The sequence below is a fragment of the Microcoleus sp. B4-C2 genome, from assembly GCF_036705265.1.
GTDB lineage: Bacteria > Cyanobacteriota > Cyanobacteriia > Cyanobacteriales > Microcoleaceae > Microcoleus.
Genome location: NZ_JAUBUB010000124.1, coordinates 1 through 17,162 on the forward strand (window position 1 = coordinate 1; position 17,162 = coordinate 17,162).

Annotated in this window: 15 protein-coding genes, 1 tRNA gene and 1 pseudogene; 9 read left to right on the top strand and 8 right to left on the bottom strand. The window is 46.8% G+C overall.

Annotated features, from left to right (window positions below; all coding sequences use genetic code 11):
* Positions 1–83: 83 nt before the first annotated feature.
* From QUB20_RS25565 to QUB20_RS25590, 7 genes and pseudogenes are all read right to left on the bottom strand, one after another.
* Positions 84–449, bottom strand: a pseudogene (locus QUB20_RS25565) (ISAs1 family transposase); the annotation flags it as partial.
* Between the two features lie 34 nt (positions 450–483).
* Positions 484–1,110 carry a transposase gene (locus tag QUB20_RS28785; protein ID WP_445299430.1) on the bottom strand — a complete coding sequence of 209 codons (627 nt, stop codon included), beginning with the start codon at positions 1,108–1,110 and terminating at the stop codon, positions 484–486.
* Complete coding sequence (locus QUB20_RS25570) at positions 1,034–1,366, bottom strand: hypothetical protein (RefSeq protein WP_333250460.1); 333 nt, start codon at positions 1,364–1,366, stop codon at positions 1,034–1,036. Before QUB20_RS25570 ends, QUB20_RS28785 begins: the two co-directional genes overlap by 77 nt.
* Positions 1,367–1,701: 335 nt before the next feature.
* On the bottom strand, positions 1,702–2,343 hold the full coding sequence (locus tag QUB20_RS25575; protein ID WP_333240258.1) for an IS66 family transposase: 642 nt from the start codon (positions 2,341–2,343) through the stop codon (positions 1,702–1,704).
* Positions 2,344–2,717: 374 nt separating this feature from the next.
* The gene (locus tag QUB20_RS25580; protein WP_333250462.1) at positions 2,718–3,935 is read right to left on the bottom strand and encodes a DUF790 family protein; all 1,218 of its coding nucleotides are present in this window, start codon (positions 3,933–3,935) and stop codon (positions 2,718–2,720) included.
* A gap of 15 nt (positions 3,936–3,950) precedes the next feature.
* Positions 3,951–4,412 carry a DUF3598 family protein gene (locus QUB20_RS25585; RefSeq protein ID WP_333240254.1) on the bottom strand — a complete coding sequence of 154 codons (462 nt, stop codon included), beginning with the start codon at positions 4,410–4,412 and terminating at the stop codon, positions 3,951–3,953.
* A 54-nt stretch (positions 4,413–4,466) separates the two neighbouring features.
* Positions 4,467–6,008 carry a DEAD/DEAH box helicase family protein gene (locus QUB20_RS25590; protein ID WP_333250464.1) on the bottom strand — a complete coding sequence of 514 codons (1,542 nt, stop codon included), beginning with the start codon at positions 6,006–6,008 and terminating at the stop codon, positions 4,467–4,469.
* Positions 6,009–6,317: 309 nt separating this feature from the next.
* Here QUB20_RS25590 and ald point away from each other — a divergent pair, with 309 nt between their 5' ends.
* From ald to mutT, 6 genes are all read left to right on the top strand, one after another.
* The gene (ald, locus tag QUB20_RS25595; protein WP_333250466.1) at positions 6,318–7,406 is read left to right on the top strand and encodes an alanine dehydrogenase; all 1,089 of its coding nucleotides are present in this window, start codon (positions 6,318–6,320) and stop codon (positions 7,404–7,406) included.
* A gap of 264 nt (positions 7,407–7,670) precedes the next feature.
* A tRNA-Leu gene (locus QUB20_RS25600) sits at positions 7,671–7,752 on the top strand.
* Positions 7,753–7,825: 73 nt separating this feature from the next.
* Complete coding sequence (locus QUB20_RS25605; RefSeq protein ID WP_333250468.1) at positions 7,826–8,608, top strand: RNA methyltransferase; 783 nt, start codon at positions 7,826–7,828, stop codon at positions 8,606–8,608.
* A 977-nt stretch (positions 8,609–9,585) separates the two neighbouring features.
* On the top strand, positions 9,586–10,545 hold the full coding sequence (locus tag QUB20_RS25610; RefSeq protein ID WP_333214865.1) for an RNA polymerase sigma factor, RpoD/SigA family: 960 nt from the start codon (positions 9,586–9,588) through the stop codon (positions 10,543–10,545).
* Between the two features lie 220 nt (positions 10,546–10,765).
* A complete protein-coding gene (locus QUB20_RS25615; protein WP_172187001.1) occupies positions 10,766–11,107 on the top strand; it encodes a DUF760 domain-containing protein in 342 nt (113 codons plus the stop codon).
* Positions 11,108–11,309: 202 nt separating this feature from the next.
* Entirely contained in the window at positions 11,310–11,714 is a 405-nt protein-coding gene (mutT, locus tag QUB20_RS25620; protein WP_333057357.1) for an 8-oxo-dGTP diphosphatase MutT, read from the top strand.
* 54 nt (positions 11,715–11,768) lie between these two features.
* Here the strand turns inward: mutT and QUB20_RS25625 are convergent, their stop codons facing one another.
* Positions 11,769–13,007, bottom strand: coding sequence for a histidine kinase (locus QUB20_RS25625; RefSeq protein WP_333057358.1), 1,239 nt, complete (start codon positions 13,005–13,007; stop codon positions 11,769–11,771).
* 53 nt (positions 13,008–13,060) lie between these two features.
* Between QUB20_RS25625 and QUB20_RS25630 the strand changes: the two genes are divergently transcribed.
* From QUB20_RS25630 to QUB20_RS25640, 3 genes are all read left to right on the top strand, one after another.
* Positions 13,061–14,785, top strand: coding sequence for a DUF2079 domain-containing protein (locus QUB20_RS25630; protein ID WP_333250470.1), 1,725 nt, complete (start codon positions 13,061–13,063; stop codon positions 14,783–14,785).
* A gap of 250 nt (positions 14,786–15,035) precedes the next feature.
* A complete protein-coding gene (locus tag QUB20_RS25635; RefSeq protein ID WP_333240226.1) occupies positions 15,036–16,223 on the top strand; it encodes a glycosyltransferase family 4 protein in 1,188 nt (395 codons plus the stop codon).
* A 158-nt stretch (positions 16,224–16,381) separates the two neighbouring features.
* The gene (locus QUB20_RS25640; protein WP_333250472.1) at positions 16,382–17,113 is read left to right on the top strand and encodes an MFS transporter; all 732 of its coding nucleotides are present in this window, start codon (positions 16,382–16,384) and stop codon (positions 17,111–17,113) included.
* Positions 17,114–17,162: the final 49 nt, after the last annotated feature.

Below are 17,162 nucleotides of genomic sequence, written 5' to 3' on the forward strand. Positions count from 1 at the left end.
AATTGCTGAAATCAGCATTTTATAGGATTCGTATGTCTATTTTCAGAATTCTATCAATAAGCGTTCAACACTTCTGCTCCTCCCCGTGAGTAAGAATGGCGAAGAGTTTTGCCATCAATTGCGATTACTTCTCCGGGATTGAAGCAACTAATAGATTGAATCCAACTCAAAAAACATTTCTGAAATTGCTCCGGTTTTAGCCGAGAAAATACTCGCGCAATCGTATCATGTGAAGGTATGCCATTCGGCAATTCTAAAATTTTCTTTAACCATTCGTATTTAGCTCGCCCGTAACTTTCAATATCCACCCATGTATCAGCACCGCAAATCACGGCACAAATTGAGATGGTGATAATGTCAATTAATTGATGATGTTTCGTCCGCTCAATTCGGGGATCTTCTAAGTCGGCAAAATGGTCGGAGATGGTGATTTTAGGTTTAAGTTTCATACAGGTAAACCCTAATTAAATGTTTTGTAGTTAGTCAATAATTCTTCTCCAATATACCAGATTCTGTTAACATTAAATTTAGATGCGTTCGCCCTGGACTGTTTCGCTTAGGGAGAGTTCGTTCTCCCACCCAAGCTAACCATAAGGGTGGAAATGGCTGACCATTTGACATGGGCTTCATTCTTTCTACCAGGATTAAATTGACTTTTTGTCCCGGTGCACGATAAAAATGTAAGTCAATCCATTGTCTAACTCGGACTTGTCCCAAATCTGGATGTTCATCAATTTCAATTGCAGTATCCGCTTGAAGCCATGTGTTTGGGTCGTTGAGTCTCATTTTTTGCCCGTGTTTGGGTGGTCTGCCGCGACCACTATAAGCTGGTGGTGCTGACCACAAGCAGGCATTCTTTCGGACTCTCATTAAACAATCAGCAAGAATGTCCGCTTGCGTTAGCGCCAGTAACCAACTTGCATTCCCATATTCTCGATCTAAAACTGCTAAAACCGGGTTGACACTCTGTTCACAAACCAGTTTGAGTTGGGAAGCTGCTTGAAGTATGGGTGAAGACCCGCTACTAATTCTTTCATGAAGTAGGGGTAATGCCCAACTTACGCAGAGCTTCAGGTATCCAGGCAATGGTACTGTACCCCTGTCCAACAATTACACCCCTTTGATATTCATGGGTTCTATCTTTTAACGTTTTGGCATCTCGTCGAGCCCATGCAGTGTGGTCGATTGCTACTAATATGTGTTCTGTTGGGGGTGCTTCTTTCTGTAATTGCTCTCCATACAACTCCATCAGTTTTTTTCGGTCTGGTCTACAGTCTTGTAAGGCTTCATAGACGCTCTTGCATTGACGCTTGAATAATGGATTGAGCGAAAATTCTGCTAAACACGACGCATTCGGAGTGGTCATCACTGCATCCATCAGCTCGAATGTTGCATTGCCAAGGCTTTCAGTAATAAATCGTATGCTGCTCCCAGGAAAGTCCTTTAATCGTTCAGTGTTCATTTAAGGAGTGGATAGGTTTTCTTTTTCACCCTCATTCTCTCCTGGCGCGGTGGCTCTAGTTCTTCTTTTGCCACCGTTCTCATCTTTGGTTAGTCTAAACTACAGTGGTTAATCTTTCTCGTAAATTGCTGCGACATCGCTCCAGCTTAGCCTCGTCCATCCTGTCGCGTCGTCGATGGATGACAAAAGCCCTTAATAATAACCTCTTCATCGCTGGGGCAAAAATCCTGTCTCCTGCATCAATGGCATATTGGCAATCCCGCAGTTGATGGGCACTCACACACTTGCCATTGTTCTGCTGGGTGATTTTTTTGAGCGCTAAATAAGTCTGACACCCACACCTGTGGGCGATGCTCTCCCAGAATTTCGTTAATTACCCCAGTTCCTCGACTCGGGCGGATGACGTGCAAGCAAATATCCTGGTTCTGAAATACCCACTCCCATTGGTTTTGTCCGTTCACTCTGGCACTGGTTTCATCCGAGCAGATTAATTTTGCTTGTCGCAATCGTTGTAGTATTTGATTTACTCGATCGTCTAAACTGGTTTTGACGGTACTTAAGAGGTTGGCGATCGCTCCTTCGGATATCTTGAGTCCAAAAACCGATGACAAGATTCCCGACAGCCGTTCGTAGCCGATCGCATGAGTGTAGCGCAGATACGTAACCAGGCTTTGAATTGAACTGCCAAATGGTGAACCCGGTTCCATTCCTGCGGGTACGGGGGCAAGATACTCGGTTTGACAACAGGCGCAGCGACCGCTATAACGTTCTATGCGCGTTACGATCGGGCGAATTGGTGGTAGTTCTATTTTGTCATAGACGGATTGCAATTTTTGGGCTCTGGCAGTGACTGTTTCTCCACACTCGGGACAATTTTTCACTCTTGCGATAATGATTTGGTCGGGTTCGAGATGTAGGTGTCTTCCCCCTCCTGCTCTGCCTACGCTTTTTTGTCTTTTGACCCCTTCTATTTTTGATGGCTTGATGTTGGGCTTGAATCCTTTCGATGGTGGAGTGCTGGAATTTTTGCTGGTTTTAGCGGGGGATGAGTCTGACTTTGAAGAGTAAGTGGCTAATGCGGAGCGTAGTTTTTCGATTTCCTGCCATAGATCTACTATCAAGGCGTCTTTTGCCTCGTCCGATAGTTGTTTTAGGTCAGGGAGTTTTTTCATTCCTTTATCTAATGTCTATCTCGTTCTCTTGTCAAGGGGGTTGAGCAATTACGAAAGAAGTTTGCAACTGATGGGCGGATTGGTTACTCTTCGAGGACTTCTAGGACTGATTTGGGCAGCAATTTATCTTTAAACCAGACTACTTTTGCTGGCACTTCATTTACATTCACTCCGGCTTTTTCTAAATTCAGCCGTTCGGAAATAGCTAAAATCAAGTTATCGCATTCAGACTTCTGTACTTGTGCAAATTTCTTTTGCAAATACTCCGGCCGCCAATAGCCAACTATTTCTAATAAAAATACTCGCCCGTCGGGATGCACTAACCGAAAGTCGGGAATCATCACACTACCTGGAATTGGAATTAAATCAACTTCTCGCTCTAGTTGCCACTCGGTTTTTGTGGAATTCCATCTTTCAGCAAATGCGGCTTCTAACATACTATCATAAGGCTTGCCAGGGGGATAGTGGCTGACTAAACCGCAGTCGGAATTTAGGGTGAATTTACCTGTTTTCAAAACGCCGCTAAAAGGGTCTTTTGTGTGCAGTGTCGAGTGCATACTCCATTTGGTGACGTGCAGCAGTGCGGGCAGCATTTTCGCGAGGGCTAAGCCGTAGCGGGTGCTGGGTTTGAATAAGCTTGTAGGGCCATCTATTGTGAGTGTAAAACCGTGGTCTGCATCGCCTTCGATGTAAGTCATTAATTGAAATAGTTTCAAATAGCGAAATAAGAGTTTGTATTCTCCTGGATCGTTGCGGTGGGCGGTTAATTTGACTTGACTTGCTCGGTAAAATATGCCTTGAACTTGAGAAAGATTGTATTTGTGAAGCAAGTTTTCGGGAGTTGGTGCATTAAACTCAGTGAGGATTTTGTTTTCGTTTAAATCGGCGTATAAACCTGTAGTGATTTCGTGAGGCAAAACTTCTCTGTTTAACTCTTGGCTGAGCTCACTTGCTACTTTTTCCAGGGTTAATTGGGTGGATTGAGGGCTGGGAGTCGATCGCGCAGACAAGGCAAAAACCCGCTGTCTCAACTCTGAGGGTTCTAGGGGACTGATGACTTCCAAGGTGCAGAAACCGCCTTTCAGCAGGTGCGCTAATCCCCGTTTCAGCCGATAATCCGGGCTGTCGCCTTCTAATTCTAGCAAGCGTCCGTCGAGTTCGCCTTGGGTTTTGCCGATCGACTCTTGGAAGCAGTCGATCATTTCCGTAGCTGCTTCTAAATTTTTAGCATCTATCTTGAGGCGGAGAGGAATAATTGATTCTCCGTTTTGGCGGTGACTTAATAAATCAGTGGGTAACATAAGCAGTGAAAAGTTTTACTCAATTTTTTGTTCAACAATCACCATGACTCCCCTGAGTTTTCCCTCTTCTGTCAAGCTTTGGGTAGTCCGAATTCGGCGATCGGAACTGACAAGATGGATTGTTTCAACAGCCCTCATAAAGCCAGTTGCTTTGTCCCATACTTGAAAAATTATCAAATCATCTCCAACTTCTGTCGCTAGTGTATTGTAGTTGGAAAAAACTGAGTCCAGACCTTCAATTTGCACTTGCCCTTCGCCGACAACATAACCCACAAAGTTTTGGGTTTCACTCTGGCCATTGGCATAAGTTTGAAGGTTAGTTTGCCTCCACTCGTTGTCAACTATTTTTTGGGTAACAACTGCTGTAAAACGCCTGGTTTCTTTGCAGTCGGCATCGAGTATTGTCCAGTCTCCCTCCCAAACTCCTGTATGTTTGGGGAAAATTTTAAAGTTAGTTAGTTGTGCAGTTTCGCTCATTTTTAGGGAATGTGAATTAGTTAATAGTGAGATTATACACTAATTGGGTAATCTTCAATCATCCTTAGAATCATCATTGTCTTCTCCCCATTTTGCGGGTGATTCTGCTGCTTTTTTAGTCGCCTCCCGATTGACTCCGTAAATGGGTGTCGGTTTGACAGTTTCTAATTTCTGATATTCTGGCTTTGGCGGTTCTATTTGTGTTTGTGGTTTCGGTTTGTGAGGCTGCATTCCTCCTCGGCGGCGTTGAGAAGTTCTTTCTTCGCTGGTGTCTTCGGTGACGACTTCGTAGAGAATTGCTAACTTATTTACATCGCTGCTTTTGCGGAGAACTCGACCCAATCGCTGGATGTATTCGCGTTCGCTGCCGGTACCTGACAATATGATAGCAATTCTGGCGTCGGGAACGTCCACTCCTTCGTTGAGGACGTGGGAGGCGACGAGGGTTTTGTATTCGCCGCTGCGAAAGCGATCGAGGATTTCGTGGCGTTCTTTGACTGGGGTTTGGTGGGTAATTGTGGGGATGAGAAATTCTTGGGAAATTCGGTAAACTGTGGCGTTGTCTCCGGTGAAAATTAGGGTGCGCTGGGGAGAGTGTTCTGCTAGTATGTTGGCTAAAATTCGCAGTTTTCCTTCGGTACAAAGGGCGATTTCTTTGGCTTGGCGGTGGGCTAGCATGGCGCGCCGTCCTAGGGGCGATCGCGCGCTTGCCATGATAAACTGTTTCCAACCTTCGAGGCTGGATATTTTGATGTTAGACTGTTTTAAGAAGTCGTTGCGAATGTTGATTAATTCAGCGTAGCGAGATCCCTCTTCTTTTGACAGTTTTACCATGATTTGAACTATTTTATGATCGGCTAAAGCATCGCCTGCCAAATCTTCGGGTCTTTTGCTAAATACTGTCGGGCCGATCAGGAAATGCAAATCGCTGTGGCGGCCATCTGTGCGATCGGGTGTGGCTGTCAGTCCGAGTCGAAAAGGCGCGATCGCATATTCGGAAATTACTCGATAAAAGTCTGTTGGCAAATGGTGGCATTCGTCAAAAACCAGTAAGCCGTATTTATTGCCCAAGGTTTCTGCATGAATACTTGCACTGTCGTAGGTTGCCACTAAAATTGGCGTTTTGTCCCGCGAACCTCCGCCCAACAATCCGATTTCGATGTCGGGAAAAGCTGCCTTTAAATTAGCATACCACTGGTGCATTAAATCGAGAGTTGGTACTACAATTAATGTACTGCGACCAGTGACTTGCATGGCTAATTGTGCCAGATAAGTTTTACCCGAAGCGGTGGGGAGGACTACTACTCCTTGGCTTCCTGCTTCCTGCCAAGCTACGAGGGCCTGTTCTTGATGTGGGTAAGGCTGCATTTGCACGCTGGGTACGAGTTCGAGTAGTTCGTATGCCCTAGCTTCGTCCGTGAAGTTAATGCAGTCGGCTTGGAGGCATTCTACCAGCGGGCGGTAGTGAATGGCTCGAATGCGGTATTTTTCCACGCGATCGTCCCAAGTGGCAAAGTCCACCCAGTCTCTGCCTTTGGGCGGCGGGTGCAGCAAGAGAGTTCCGCGATCGAATGTTAAGGTAGGTGTGCGTGGCATTTGTTTAGATAGGGGGGCGAGTTATGCCTGTTAAATTATAAGTGACAGATCAAATATATTGACTCTTCTTGAAATTATCTGCGTTACTCTGTGTTAATCAGCCCTACATCTGCGGTCGATCTATCAATCAAAAAATTATGTAATTCAAGTCTAAATTGAGGAAATTGCGATCGATCTGGCGGAAAATCCAACACAAATTATCCTACCCCAGCCGGATTGCCAAATCTAAAATCTACAAGAGTATTGGCCCGCTGGGAATGGTTTTTAAGTTAGATTCGATCTATGTATGCCTGAGATTAGAGGTTATAGATGGAAATAGGCGTCCCCAAGGAAATCAAGGATTTAGAGTTTCGAGTCGGGCTTAGCCCCACAAGTGTCCGGGCTTGTTCGGACAAAGGCCACACAGTTTTTGTGGAAACAAAAGCTGGTGCTGGGGCCGGTTTCGCAGACGAGGACTACGTTCAAGCAGGGGCTAAGATTGTCTTAAAGGCTTCCGATGTCTGGAAGCGCGAACTAATTGTTAAAGTTAAAGAACCGCTGCCTGCTGAGTATCCGCTGATGCAAAAAGAGCAGTTGCTGTTTACATATTTGCACTTGGCAGCCGATCGCACATTAACCCAGCATTTAATTAGCAGCGGAGTCCAGGCCATCGCCTACGAAACCGTCGAACTCCCGGACAGAAAATTGCCGCTGCTGACGCCGATGAGTATTATTGCAGGGCGTTTGGCCGTGCAGTTCGGTGCTCGATTTCTGGAACGACAGCAAGGCGGCAGGGGCATACTTTTGGGTGGCGTACCGGGGGTAAGACCGGGTAAAGTTGTGATTTTGGGCGGCGGCATCGTCGGCACAGAAGCAGCCAGAATTGCTGTAGGAATGGGCGCGAGAGTGCAGATTTTAGACGTAAATGTCGATCGCCTAGCCTACTTGGAAACTCTGTTCGGTTCCAGAGTAGAATACCTCTACAGCAGTCCTTTGCAAATTGAAGCAGTTGTTCCCGATGCTGATTTGTTAATCGGTGCGGTTTTGGTATTGGGTAAAAAAGCTCCAATTCTGGTTTCTCGCGAATTTGTTGCGAAGATGCACCCCGGTTCTGTGATTGTTGACGTAGCCGTTGACCAGGGCGGCTGCGTGGAAACTTTGCGGGTAACTTCTCACACAAATCCTACTTATGTTGAGGAAGGAGTTGTGCATTACGGCGTGCCGAATATGCCCGGTGCCGTGCCTTGGACTGCGACTCAAGCTTTGAATAACAGCACTTTGCCTTATGTTTTGCAGTTGGCAAATAGCGGGATTAAAGCTTTGGAAATGAATCCGAGTTTGGCGAAGGGATTGAACGTGCAGAATCACCGATTGGTGCATCCGGCCGTGCGCGAGGTTTTCCCCGATTTGGCTGATTAGATTCCCCTTGTTTCAGCAAATCTTGTACGGTGCGTCAGATCAAAGCTTGTGGATTATTAATAACCGGACGCGATCTGACGCACCATACTCAACTACACAGCGTTTTGCGATGTTTTGCTAACAGTAAATCCTCGAAACTCAAGGATTTCTCAACCCGAACAGTAATTTGTGCCAAATATTACTCGCAGCCCACAAAAAAAATAAATTCCTCAAAACACTTGACAAACTGGCGAACATATGGCAGAGTAGTAATTCGTGACCGATGCGGAACTGGCGGAATTGGTAGACGCGCATGATTCAGGTTCATGTGGTGCAAGCCTTCCGGGTTCAAGTCCCGGGTTCCGCATTCCCAAGGCAGAAGGAAGTTTGGGGTTAACCCGATACAGGCAATAACCCCATTCGCTCTGCTGAATTAAACAATGCTGACAAGTATTCAAAACCCCCTAGTTAAAGAAATCCGCAAGCTGCACAGCTCGAAGGGACGCAGGGAACAACAATTATTTTTACTCGAAGGGACGCACTTGCTCGAAGAAGCTTGCGCGGCAAAATACCCGCTAGCAACTGTTTGCTGCACTCCCGAATGGCTGGATCAGCACGGGGAACTTTGGCAGCAAGTGGGTAATTTAGCCGATCGCACAGAATTAGTAAGTGCAAAAGTGTTAGAGTCGATCGCCACTACAGTCCAACCCGACGGCATTGTCGCCACCGCACCCCGCACCACAACAGAGCCCGCAAAATTCTCAACTTTAGGAATAGCCCTAGAAACAATCCAAGATCCCGGTAACTTGGGGGCGATCGTCCGCACGGCTGCGGCTGCTAATGCCGACGGTTTGCTGCTGAGCGCAGACAGCGCCGATTTAGACCATCCCAAAGTGCTGCGCGCCTCGGCAGGAGCTTGGTTTAAGCTGCCAATGGCAGTCAGGCCAGATTTAACCGCCGAAGTCTCCGGGTATAAAAATCGAGGAATGCAAATTTTAGCAACTGTCGCCGGGGCCAGTTTAAGTTATTGGGAAGTAGATTTGCGAGTGCCGACACTGATAGTTTTGGGCAACGAAGGCTCTGGTTTGTCGGAAGAATTGAGGAGTTTGGCCGATCGACAAATCCAAATCCCCCTGAGCCGTGGCGTAGAATCTTTAAATGTGTCGATCGCCGGAGCCCTGATCTTGTACGAAGCTCAACGGCAAAGAAGTCAATCGATTTGAGATTTTAGATTTTAGATTTTAGATTGAAGCATTGAGCCCACGGATAAATTCGGGGGCCAGTTTATCGGATACAGGTTTTTTATTTCTGGACGGATGAATCACGTGGCGGGTATCCTGGATGCTTTCGGTCATTAGTTATTAGCCATTAGTCATTATCTGTTGGGGCGGGTTCATCAATATCTGTAACTTCATATTCAGGGCAGCCACGGGGGGCTGCTCCTACAAGATAATGAAACAGCTCTGCCCCTCTACCAATCTCCCCCTCTGAGATGTGGCGGCTTTTGTTTATATTGATGCAAACTGTAAAGCCAGGAAAGCGGATACTCTCGTATCAACAGTCCAGGCTGGCATGAAATAAATGTCAGGAACGAGCGGGCTAAAGCCACTGAGCTTGTAAGAAATTACAAGCTATTCTGACGGGCCTAAGTCTTAACTGACTACGTTATTTGAGTCACGACACCGGCGAATGCGAAGCTAGTTTTCCGCTCTGTCATCTGCAATTAAACAGTCTTAAAGTCACGCTCGACAGTGTTGCAGGTCTAAAAAGCTCTTATAACCTTGACCGACAAGCTAACATTACCCGAAAGGGACTCGGAGACAACCATATCTCCATAGAGGGGCAACCATACCCCTCTAACCCCGCAAGGGGATTCAAGGCGATTGAAATCGCCGTGTCGTTTTCCTCTCAGGGCTGAAGCCACTGAGTTTCCCACTTACCGAGTATTTTTTATGAAGAAGTGTAGCCAAGTGCTCTCACAAATGTTAAGATTCTTAACATAACGTAGTATTGTGCACGCCCCAACCAAAACCTAACCTGAGACGGTTCTGACTGGGAGTAGTAGCTAGCTACCATAAAATTAAGCCTCTTTAAATGGAAGGAAAGCGCAAGTCCCCGCCCGCTTTCCTTCCCAGCTAAAGCTAGGGGTTTGCGATTACCGCAAACCTTTAGAGGCACAGATCCTCAGCGGGAAAAGCTCATGAAAACTCTTAAGTCCTCAGATACAGATTCTGTTCGCGCTTACTTGCGGGAAATCGGCCGCGTTCCCTTGTTGACCCATGAGCAAGAAATACTCTACGGGAAACAGGTACAGCGCTCAACCGCACTGCATCAGGAGAAAAATATTTTAGCCGAAGAGTTAGGCCGCGACCCGACGGCGGCTGAATGGGCACAGGCAGTTGGGCTGTCTGAGGCACAGTTGCAGCGGACGATCGAAAACGGGGAAAGGGCAAAGCGCCAAATGGTGGAAGCCAATCTCCGCCTGGTAGTGTCTGTTGCCAAGAAATATATCAAGCGCAACGTAGATTTACTGGATCTTATTCAGGAAGGCACGATCGGGATGCAGCGGGGAGTAGAAAAATTTGACCCGACTAAGGGCTACAGATTTTCTACTTATGCTTATTGGTGGATTCGTCAGGCAATTACTCGGGCGATCGCCGAAAAAGGCCGCACCATCCGCTTACCGATCCACATTACCGAAAAGCTCAACAAAATTAAAAAGGCTCAGCGCCAACTTGCTCAACAGCTTGGTCGCGCGGCCACGGCTGCTGAATTGGCATCCGAGTTAGAATTGACTCCCAAACAGATTCGCGAATATCTCGATCGCGCGCGCCTGCCACTTTCCCTGGACTTGCGCGTGGGAGACAATCAAGATACAGAGTTGGGCGATTTGTTGGAAGATACGGGTACTACCCCGGAAGATTTTGCCCTGCAATCTTCCCTGCGGACTGACTTAGACCAGCTAATGGCGGAACTGACTCAGCAACAGCGAGAAGTGCTCGCCTTGCGGTTCGGTTTAGAAGACGGGCAAACCCTAACTTTGGCAAAAATAGGCGATCGTCTCAACATCAGTCGGGAACGAGTGCGGCAAATAGAACGGGAAGCTTTGACCAAACTCCGCAAGCGCAAGCAAGATATCAACGATTATCTAGCCAGCTAGGTAGATTGGGGATTGGCGATCGGGGTCTCCCCCTTGCAATCCCCAATCTAAAATCGTAAAAACCGCCGCTTTTAATTCGGTTGTGCCCACTTGGTTGCTATGATTGTCCTGCTACATTAGTAATTACTTAGTAATAAAGATCAGCAGCGATCAGATAAGGGTTATTTAATTTAACCGCCCGCGTCTAACATAACAAGCTGTGTCTGAAACGGAGGTACTCGTGAGCAACTCATCTAATAAATCCCCAGAATTCTTTGAAGAAGACGGAGAAAATGCCAACTTATTATGGCAATACGTGCAGTCAATGGCTCCCGACACAGTTTCTCAGTTGTCTAAGCCGACTTCTCACGAAGTGTTTCAAGTAATGGAGCGAAATATTGTTGGACTATTGGGGAATTTGCCTTCGGAACACTTCGGGGTGACAGTGACTACCAGTCGCGAACATTTGGGTAGATTGCTCGCCTCGGCTATGATTAGCGGTTATTTTCTCAAAAATGCCGAACAGCGAATGACTTTTGAAAAGTCCATACAAGCCAGTGAGAGACATGGCTCGGACGATTAGTAGATTCTTAACATTTAAGTGATCCAAGTGTCAAGCCCCCCCTCGCAAGATGGGGGCTTAATATTTTAGATTTTAGATTTTAGATTTTAGATTTTAGAGGGTTGATTTTAGAGGGTTGATTTTAGATTAAATAATTGAATAATTATTGATATTATTCTTACATTCCCAATTCCCCATTCCCAATTCCCCATTCCTAATTAATATGTCTCTTCCTCCTGTTGCCCACAAAGTTATCGGCGTTGCTGCAATCTGGAACGATCGCCAACAAATTTTGATTGACAAACGCCGACAACATGGACTACACGGGGGTTTCTGGGAGTTTCCGGGCGGAAAAATAGAGCCTGGGGAAACCATCGAAGCTTGCATAAAACGGGAAATTATGGAGGAGTTGGGGATTGTCGTAGAAGTTGGCGATCGCCTGATTACGATTGACCACGACTACACTAAATTTACAGTTAGACTATACGTCCACCACTGCCGCTACGTCAGCGGGGAACCGCAAACGATCGAATGCGATGAAATTCGCTGGGTGACACTCGACGAAATTGACCAATTTACTTTTCCCAAGGCAAACGCACAGATTATTGCTGCACTGCGGAAAATTTGAGCTGTAATATAAAATTCGGTTGCTACTGAACAACTGACAAATGACAGCTAACTTTTATTTTTGGACGGGCAGAGTAAAGTGAAAACAACTGCCTCTATCGGGTACGGAGTCTACCCAAATTTGACCGTAGTGCGCGCGGATGATGCCTTGACACAGAGACAGCCCAATGCCGTAACCGTCTTTTGATTTATCTCGCTGCAACCGAAAGCTGTCTTCAAAAATGCTCGCGCAATCTTCTTCAGGAATTCCCGGCCCGCTGTTGCAAATGCTGACTTGAACTTTGTAAGCGGTGCGGTGGAGAATGGACAGATTAACCGTTCCTTGGTCTGGGGTGTACTTGCTGGCGTTGTCAAGCAGGTTGACTATGACTTGTTTGATGCGATCGGGATCGGCATAAACCAAGGGTAAATCTGCGGGAATGTCTGTTTCTATGTTCAGACTTTTCGCCTGAAATTTGTCTTGAAACTGCAAGATTACATCTTGACAAATCGCTCCCAGTTCGATTCTTTTTGGTTCAATGTGGAGTTGAGCGTTTGTACCCCGGGCTGCTTGCAGGATATCTGTAATCATACGATCGACAATTCGGATTTGGCGGCGGGCTTGTTTCATTAAATGAGCCGCCAGACTCGGTGTCAAACGTGACTTTTCCCCCTCTTTCACCTTCTGACTTGACTCCAAAGTCTCCAAAGCCAAAGATGCGGCCGTCAACGGATTACGCAAGTCGTGAGCTAGCATCGCAATAATCCGGTCTTTCAACTGCAACTGCTCTTGCAAGTGTTCTTTTTCCTGTTTGAGGCGAAAAACTTCATCAGAAAGCTGCACAAGTTCGGCCGCGCAAGCAACGGAATAGATGGGTTTTGCGTCAGTCAGGGTTTCCGCAATAGCTGCGGCCGACTGCTGCCCAGGTGTGTATTCGTCTACAGAACGCTTCCAGCGGGGCCACCAGTGTTCGAGTTGGGCGATTAAATTGCTGCCGGCGAGAGTTTGTCGCGGATCGGGATGAATTTTGAGCAGCGAGGGAGTGGCTACAAGTTTAAAGTGTTCGGCTAAATCGGGCTGTTCTCCTACGTCGATGATTTGAAGCTCAAAGTCGCACTCTGCCTTCAAATCCTTTAGGGACTTGCGGATGTGTCTGGTCTGTTCCCTGGAAGAGGGACGCTTGTCTACGAACAGCAAAAGCTGTAAAAGCGGTGCGGGATTTACCGGCTGTTCGGGAGAACAGTCAGTGCCGCTGGTGCCGAGTGTTGGATGGACGCTGTTGAGCTTTTCGATCGGGTGAAAATAATTGAGCATTGCCGAGCCGAGTTATTTCACTTCTACTTTAATTTAATACTTACTTTAGATTTATGCTATTGTCCGATAATTTCATTACAGGCGGGCAGATGATATTTTTGAGATGGAAGAAAAATGAGTCGCTGCGGGTGGTGGTTCAAGTGGGGGTCGCCTTTTTTGTGCTGTGCCTGTTGCTGACGCTGCACCGCTACTACAGCTTTTACGCTACTTACGACCAAGGCATTTTCAATCAACTTTTTTGGAACGGCACTCGGGGTCACTTGTTTGAGAGTTCCCTCTCTTCGGCTTTGTCCACTAATGTGGTTCACCAAAACCAGCTTCCGGAGGTATCTTACTACCGGTTGGGGCAGCATTTCACCCCGGCGCTAATGCTGTGGCTGCCAATTTACTCTCTGTTTCCCTCTCCCGTCACTTTGACGGTGTTGCAGGTGACTTTAATTACGGCGGCTGGAGGAGTGCTCTATGCTCTCGCCAGACACTATCTGGAACCCCGGCTGTCGGCGACAATTGTTGTGAGCTATTACTGCGCTAACGCGGTCATCGGCCCGACTATGGGCAATTTTCACGATGTTTGTCAAATTCCGCTGTATGTCTTTGGCTTGCTGCTGGCGATGGAGAAGCGCTGGTGGCCCTTGTTTGGGATTCTGGCAACTTTAATTTTGGCCGTGCGAGAAGATGGGGGAGTTGTTTTATTTGGCGTCGGAGTTTACCTGATTTTGAGCCGGCGCTACCCTCGGACTGGTTTGGCTGTCTGCATACTCAGTTTTGGTTATATGATCGTCCTGACCAATCTGATTATGCCTTTGTTTTCTGCTGATATATCCCAGCGGTTTATGATGGAGCGCTTCGGTCAATATGCCGAGGGAGATGAAGCTTCTACTCTAGAAATTATTTGGGGAATGGTGAGTAATCCCGGACGGTTGGTAGCTCAGTTATTTACGCCGTTTTTTGGTAAGATTAGGTACCTGCTTGGCCAGTGGTTGCCATTAGCTTTAGTGCCAGCTTTCGCACCTGCGTCTTGGATGATAGCTGGATTTCCGCTGCTGAAGCTATTTTTAGCAAAAGGAGAGTCGGTGCTGGCGATTAATATTCGCTATGCGATGACTGTGGTTCCAGGGCTTTTTTATGGGGCGATTCTGTGGTGGGCCCAGCGTCAAAAGGAAGAAGATAGAATGGTGAGAGAGGAAAGAATGTTTTTGCGTTTTCCTTCTGCTTTATTTCCTCTCCCTTCTTCTTCAAAGTTTCGCCGCTTTTGGGCGTTTTGCATCTGTTTGTCGCTATTTTTTACCTTCACTTCTAACCCAAATCGGACTTTTTCTTTGATTTTGCCCGATGCGATCGATCCTTGGGTGCAGGTTCCTCTCGTCAGACAATGGCAGCACGTTTTGCAAGTGCGACCGCTATTGGCTCAAATTCCTGCTGATGCTAGCGTGGCAGCGACGAATACTATTGTGCCGATTTTGTCAAGCAGGCGGGAAATTCTCAGGTTTCCGATGTTGGAACTCCGCAATGATGCGGGGAAGGCAGTGAAGATGCAATATGTAATTGCCGATTTGTGGCAGTTGCAGCAGTATCAGGCTGCGTTTCGCGCGGAACGGGGACAGTTGCGGGAGATCGTACCGGCGATCGATCGAATGTCCAAATCGGGAGAGTACGGCATTGTTGGCTTTGAAGACGGCGCGATTTTGATGCGTCAGGGTGCTGTTTCTAATTCTGCATCAGTTGCTGCTTGGACTCGTTTTCGGCGCGAATTGGAGCCGATTTTGAAGAAACAGTAAGCGGGTAGGCGCGATCGCCATTGCTGCCCTCAGTGGCTCAAATCTTGAGGAAACCTGTTTTTTTCAGGTAATGGCGATCGAGCAATTTCCTGCAAAAACCAGGTTTAGCCATGATTTTCTGTCTTTGTTGCTGCCAAAAGTCAGGCATTCGGCATCAACTTGCGCTCAACTTAAATTTAAGGGTGATAATTATACAATAAATCTGTTAATCCTAAACATTAAGTTATATAAAAAATTTGGAGGAAGAAAGATGAAAATTTTGGTATTGGCATGGGAGTTTCCTCCCAGAATCGTAGGCGGTATCGCCCGCCACGTATCAGAACTATATCCAGAATTGGTGAAGCTGGGACACGAAATTCACTTAATTACAGTAGAGTTCGGCCACGCGCCGATGTACGAAGTGGTGGAAGGAATACGTGTGCATCGGGTGGTGGTGGGGCACGCTAGGGACTTTTTTCACTGGGTGGCGAACCTTAACCAAAGCATGGGCTACCAAGGCGGGAAACTGATGCTTGAGGAAGGCCCCTTTGATATCATCCACGCTCACGATTGGCTAGTGGGAGATGCGGCGATCGCCCTCAAGCATACCTTTAAAGTACCGCTAATTACCACCATCCACGCCACCGAATACGGGCGCTTCAACGGCATCCACAATGAAGGGCAGCGCTACATTAACGCCAAGGAAAACGACCTCGCTTACAATTCTTGGCGGGTAATTGTTTGCAGTGATTATATGCGGCGGGAAGCCGAACGGGTACTAGCGACTCCGTGGAACAAAATAGAGGTAATTTACAACGGAATTAGACCAGATAAAAAGCCCCGATGGCACGAATTTGACGCGATGAACTTCCGTCGTCAGTTTGCTGCAGACGACGAAAAAATAGTTTATTATGTAGGAAGAATTAGCTACGAAAAAGGTATTTCTGTATTTCTAAATGCAGCACCTAAAGTAATTTGGGAAATGGGGGGGAAAGCGAAAATTGTAATTGTTGGCGGCGGCAATACAGACCATCTAAAACATTTAGCTTGGCATTTAGGAATTTGGAATAAGTGTTATTTTACTGGGTTCATGTTTGAGGAACATCTCGACAAATTTCAGACTGTGGCTGACTGCGCGGTTTTTCCCAGTCTTTACGAACCTTTTGGGATTGTAGCATTAGAAAGCTTTGCTGCAAGAGTGCCTGTGGTGGTTTCGGATGCGGGCGGACTTCCAGAGGTGGTGCTGCACACTAAAACTGGCGTTGTTACTGAGGCAAACAATCGGGATTCTTTGGCCTGGGGAATTTTGGAGGTTTTGAAAAATCCGGGTTACGCGCAGTGGTTGGTTGACAATGCTTATCAAGATTTGGAACGCCGGTTTAGTTGGCCGAAGTTGGCGATAGAAACCCAGTGGGTTTATGAACGGGTGGTGGAGGAAAGGGCTGAGGTTGATTGGTAAGAATGCTCTTTTTTGACAGTTGACAGTTGACAGTTGACAGTTGACAGTGAGTCGAATATCAACTTTTTTGGGGCAAATCTTAAGAATTTGTAACACAATGATAGAGACACTCGAACTTACTTTGAGTGCACTCATAAGATTTAAAGGGAATTCGCATCTTGAATATTTTTAGGGAAATCGATCCCCAACCCAGACGCAGCTTACTGATTTTATTCACCGCAGGGCTGCTATTCTGGTCGAGTTTGGCTTCGCTACTGCCAACTTTGCCGCTGTACGTTCAATTTGTGGGCGGCACAAAACAGCAAATTGGCTTTGTGATGGGTGCATTTGCGATCGGACTTTTGCTATCGAGGCCGCAGTTAGGTAAAATAGCCGACAGCAGGGGTCGAAAACAAGTTTTGCTTCTAGGCGCGTCAGTCGCTGCGATCGCCCCTTTGGGCTACCTGTTAGCTCAATCTATCCCCTTACTGTTACTTCTTCGCGCTTTTCACGGTATTAGCATCGCCGCTTTTACCACAGCTTACAGCGCTTTGGTAACAGATTTGTCGCCACCAGGAAAGCGGGGCGAATTAATCGGTAACATGAGTTTGGTAAGTCCTATTGGTCTAGCATTTGGCCCGGCTATTGGCGGATTTGTGCAAGCTGGGGTTGGTTATACTCCTTTGTTTGCGATGTCGGCAGTTTTCGCTGCAATAAGTGTATTTTTTACCTGCCAAATTGCGGAACCTAATTTTGCCGATTTAACAAAATCGGACTCGCTATCGGAGGACAAAAATAGCCAAAAATACTGGAAAATGCTCTGGAATCCGAGAGTGCGGATTCCGGCTTTAGTGTTATTGCAATACTCCGGACAGTTTTTAAACAGCCAGAGTACCATAAGACAAGACTGAAGGAAGGTTAGGGTGATTTAAAATCAAATCCGGGTCTAAATCTAACTTA

Bases quoted from the DNA above. Each gene is read 5' to 3' on its own strand.
- QUB20_RS25570 (WP_333250460.1), bottom strand. From the start codon at position 1,366: ATGACCACTCCGAATGCGTCGTGTTTAGCAGAATTTTCGCTCAATCCA.
- QUB20_RS25580 (WP_333250462.1), bottom strand. From the start codon at position 3,935: ATGTTACCCACTGATTTATTAAGTCACCGCCAAAACGGAGAATCAATT.
- QUB20_RS25585 (WP_333240254.1), bottom strand. From the start codon at position 4,412: ATGAGCGAAACTGCACAACTAACTAACTTTAAAATTTTCCCCAAACAT.
- QUB20_RS25590 (WP_333250464.1), bottom strand. From the start codon at position 6,008: ATGCCACGCACACCTACCTTAACATTCGATCGCGGAACTCTCTTGCTG.
- ald (WP_333250466.1), top strand. From the start codon at position 6,318: ATGGAAATAGGCGTCCCCAAGGAAATCAAGGATTTAGAGTTTCGAGTC.
- QUB20_RS25605 (WP_333250468.1), top strand. From the start codon at position 7,826: ATGCTGACAAGTATTCAAAACCCCCTAGTTAAAGAAATCCGCAAGCTG.
- QUB20_RS25610 (WP_333214865.1), top strand. From the start codon at position 9,586: ATGAAAACTCTTAAGTCCTCAGATACAGATTCTGTTCGCGCTTACTTG.
- mutT (WP_333057357.1), top strand. From the start codon at position 11,310: ATGTCTCTTCCTCCTGTTGCCCACAAAGTTATCGGCGTTGCTGCAATC.
- QUB20_RS25625 (WP_333057358.1), bottom strand. From the start codon at position 13,007: ATGCTCAATTATTTTCACCCGATCGAAAAGCTCAACAGCGTCCATCCA.
- QUB20_RS25630 (WP_333250470.1), top strand. From the start codon at position 13,061: ATGCTATTGTCCGATAATTTCATTACAGGCGGGCAGATGATATTTTTG.
- QUB20_RS25635 (WP_333240226.1), top strand. From the start codon at position 15,036: ATGAAAATTTTGGTATTGGCATGGGAGTTTCCTCCCAGAATCGTAGGC.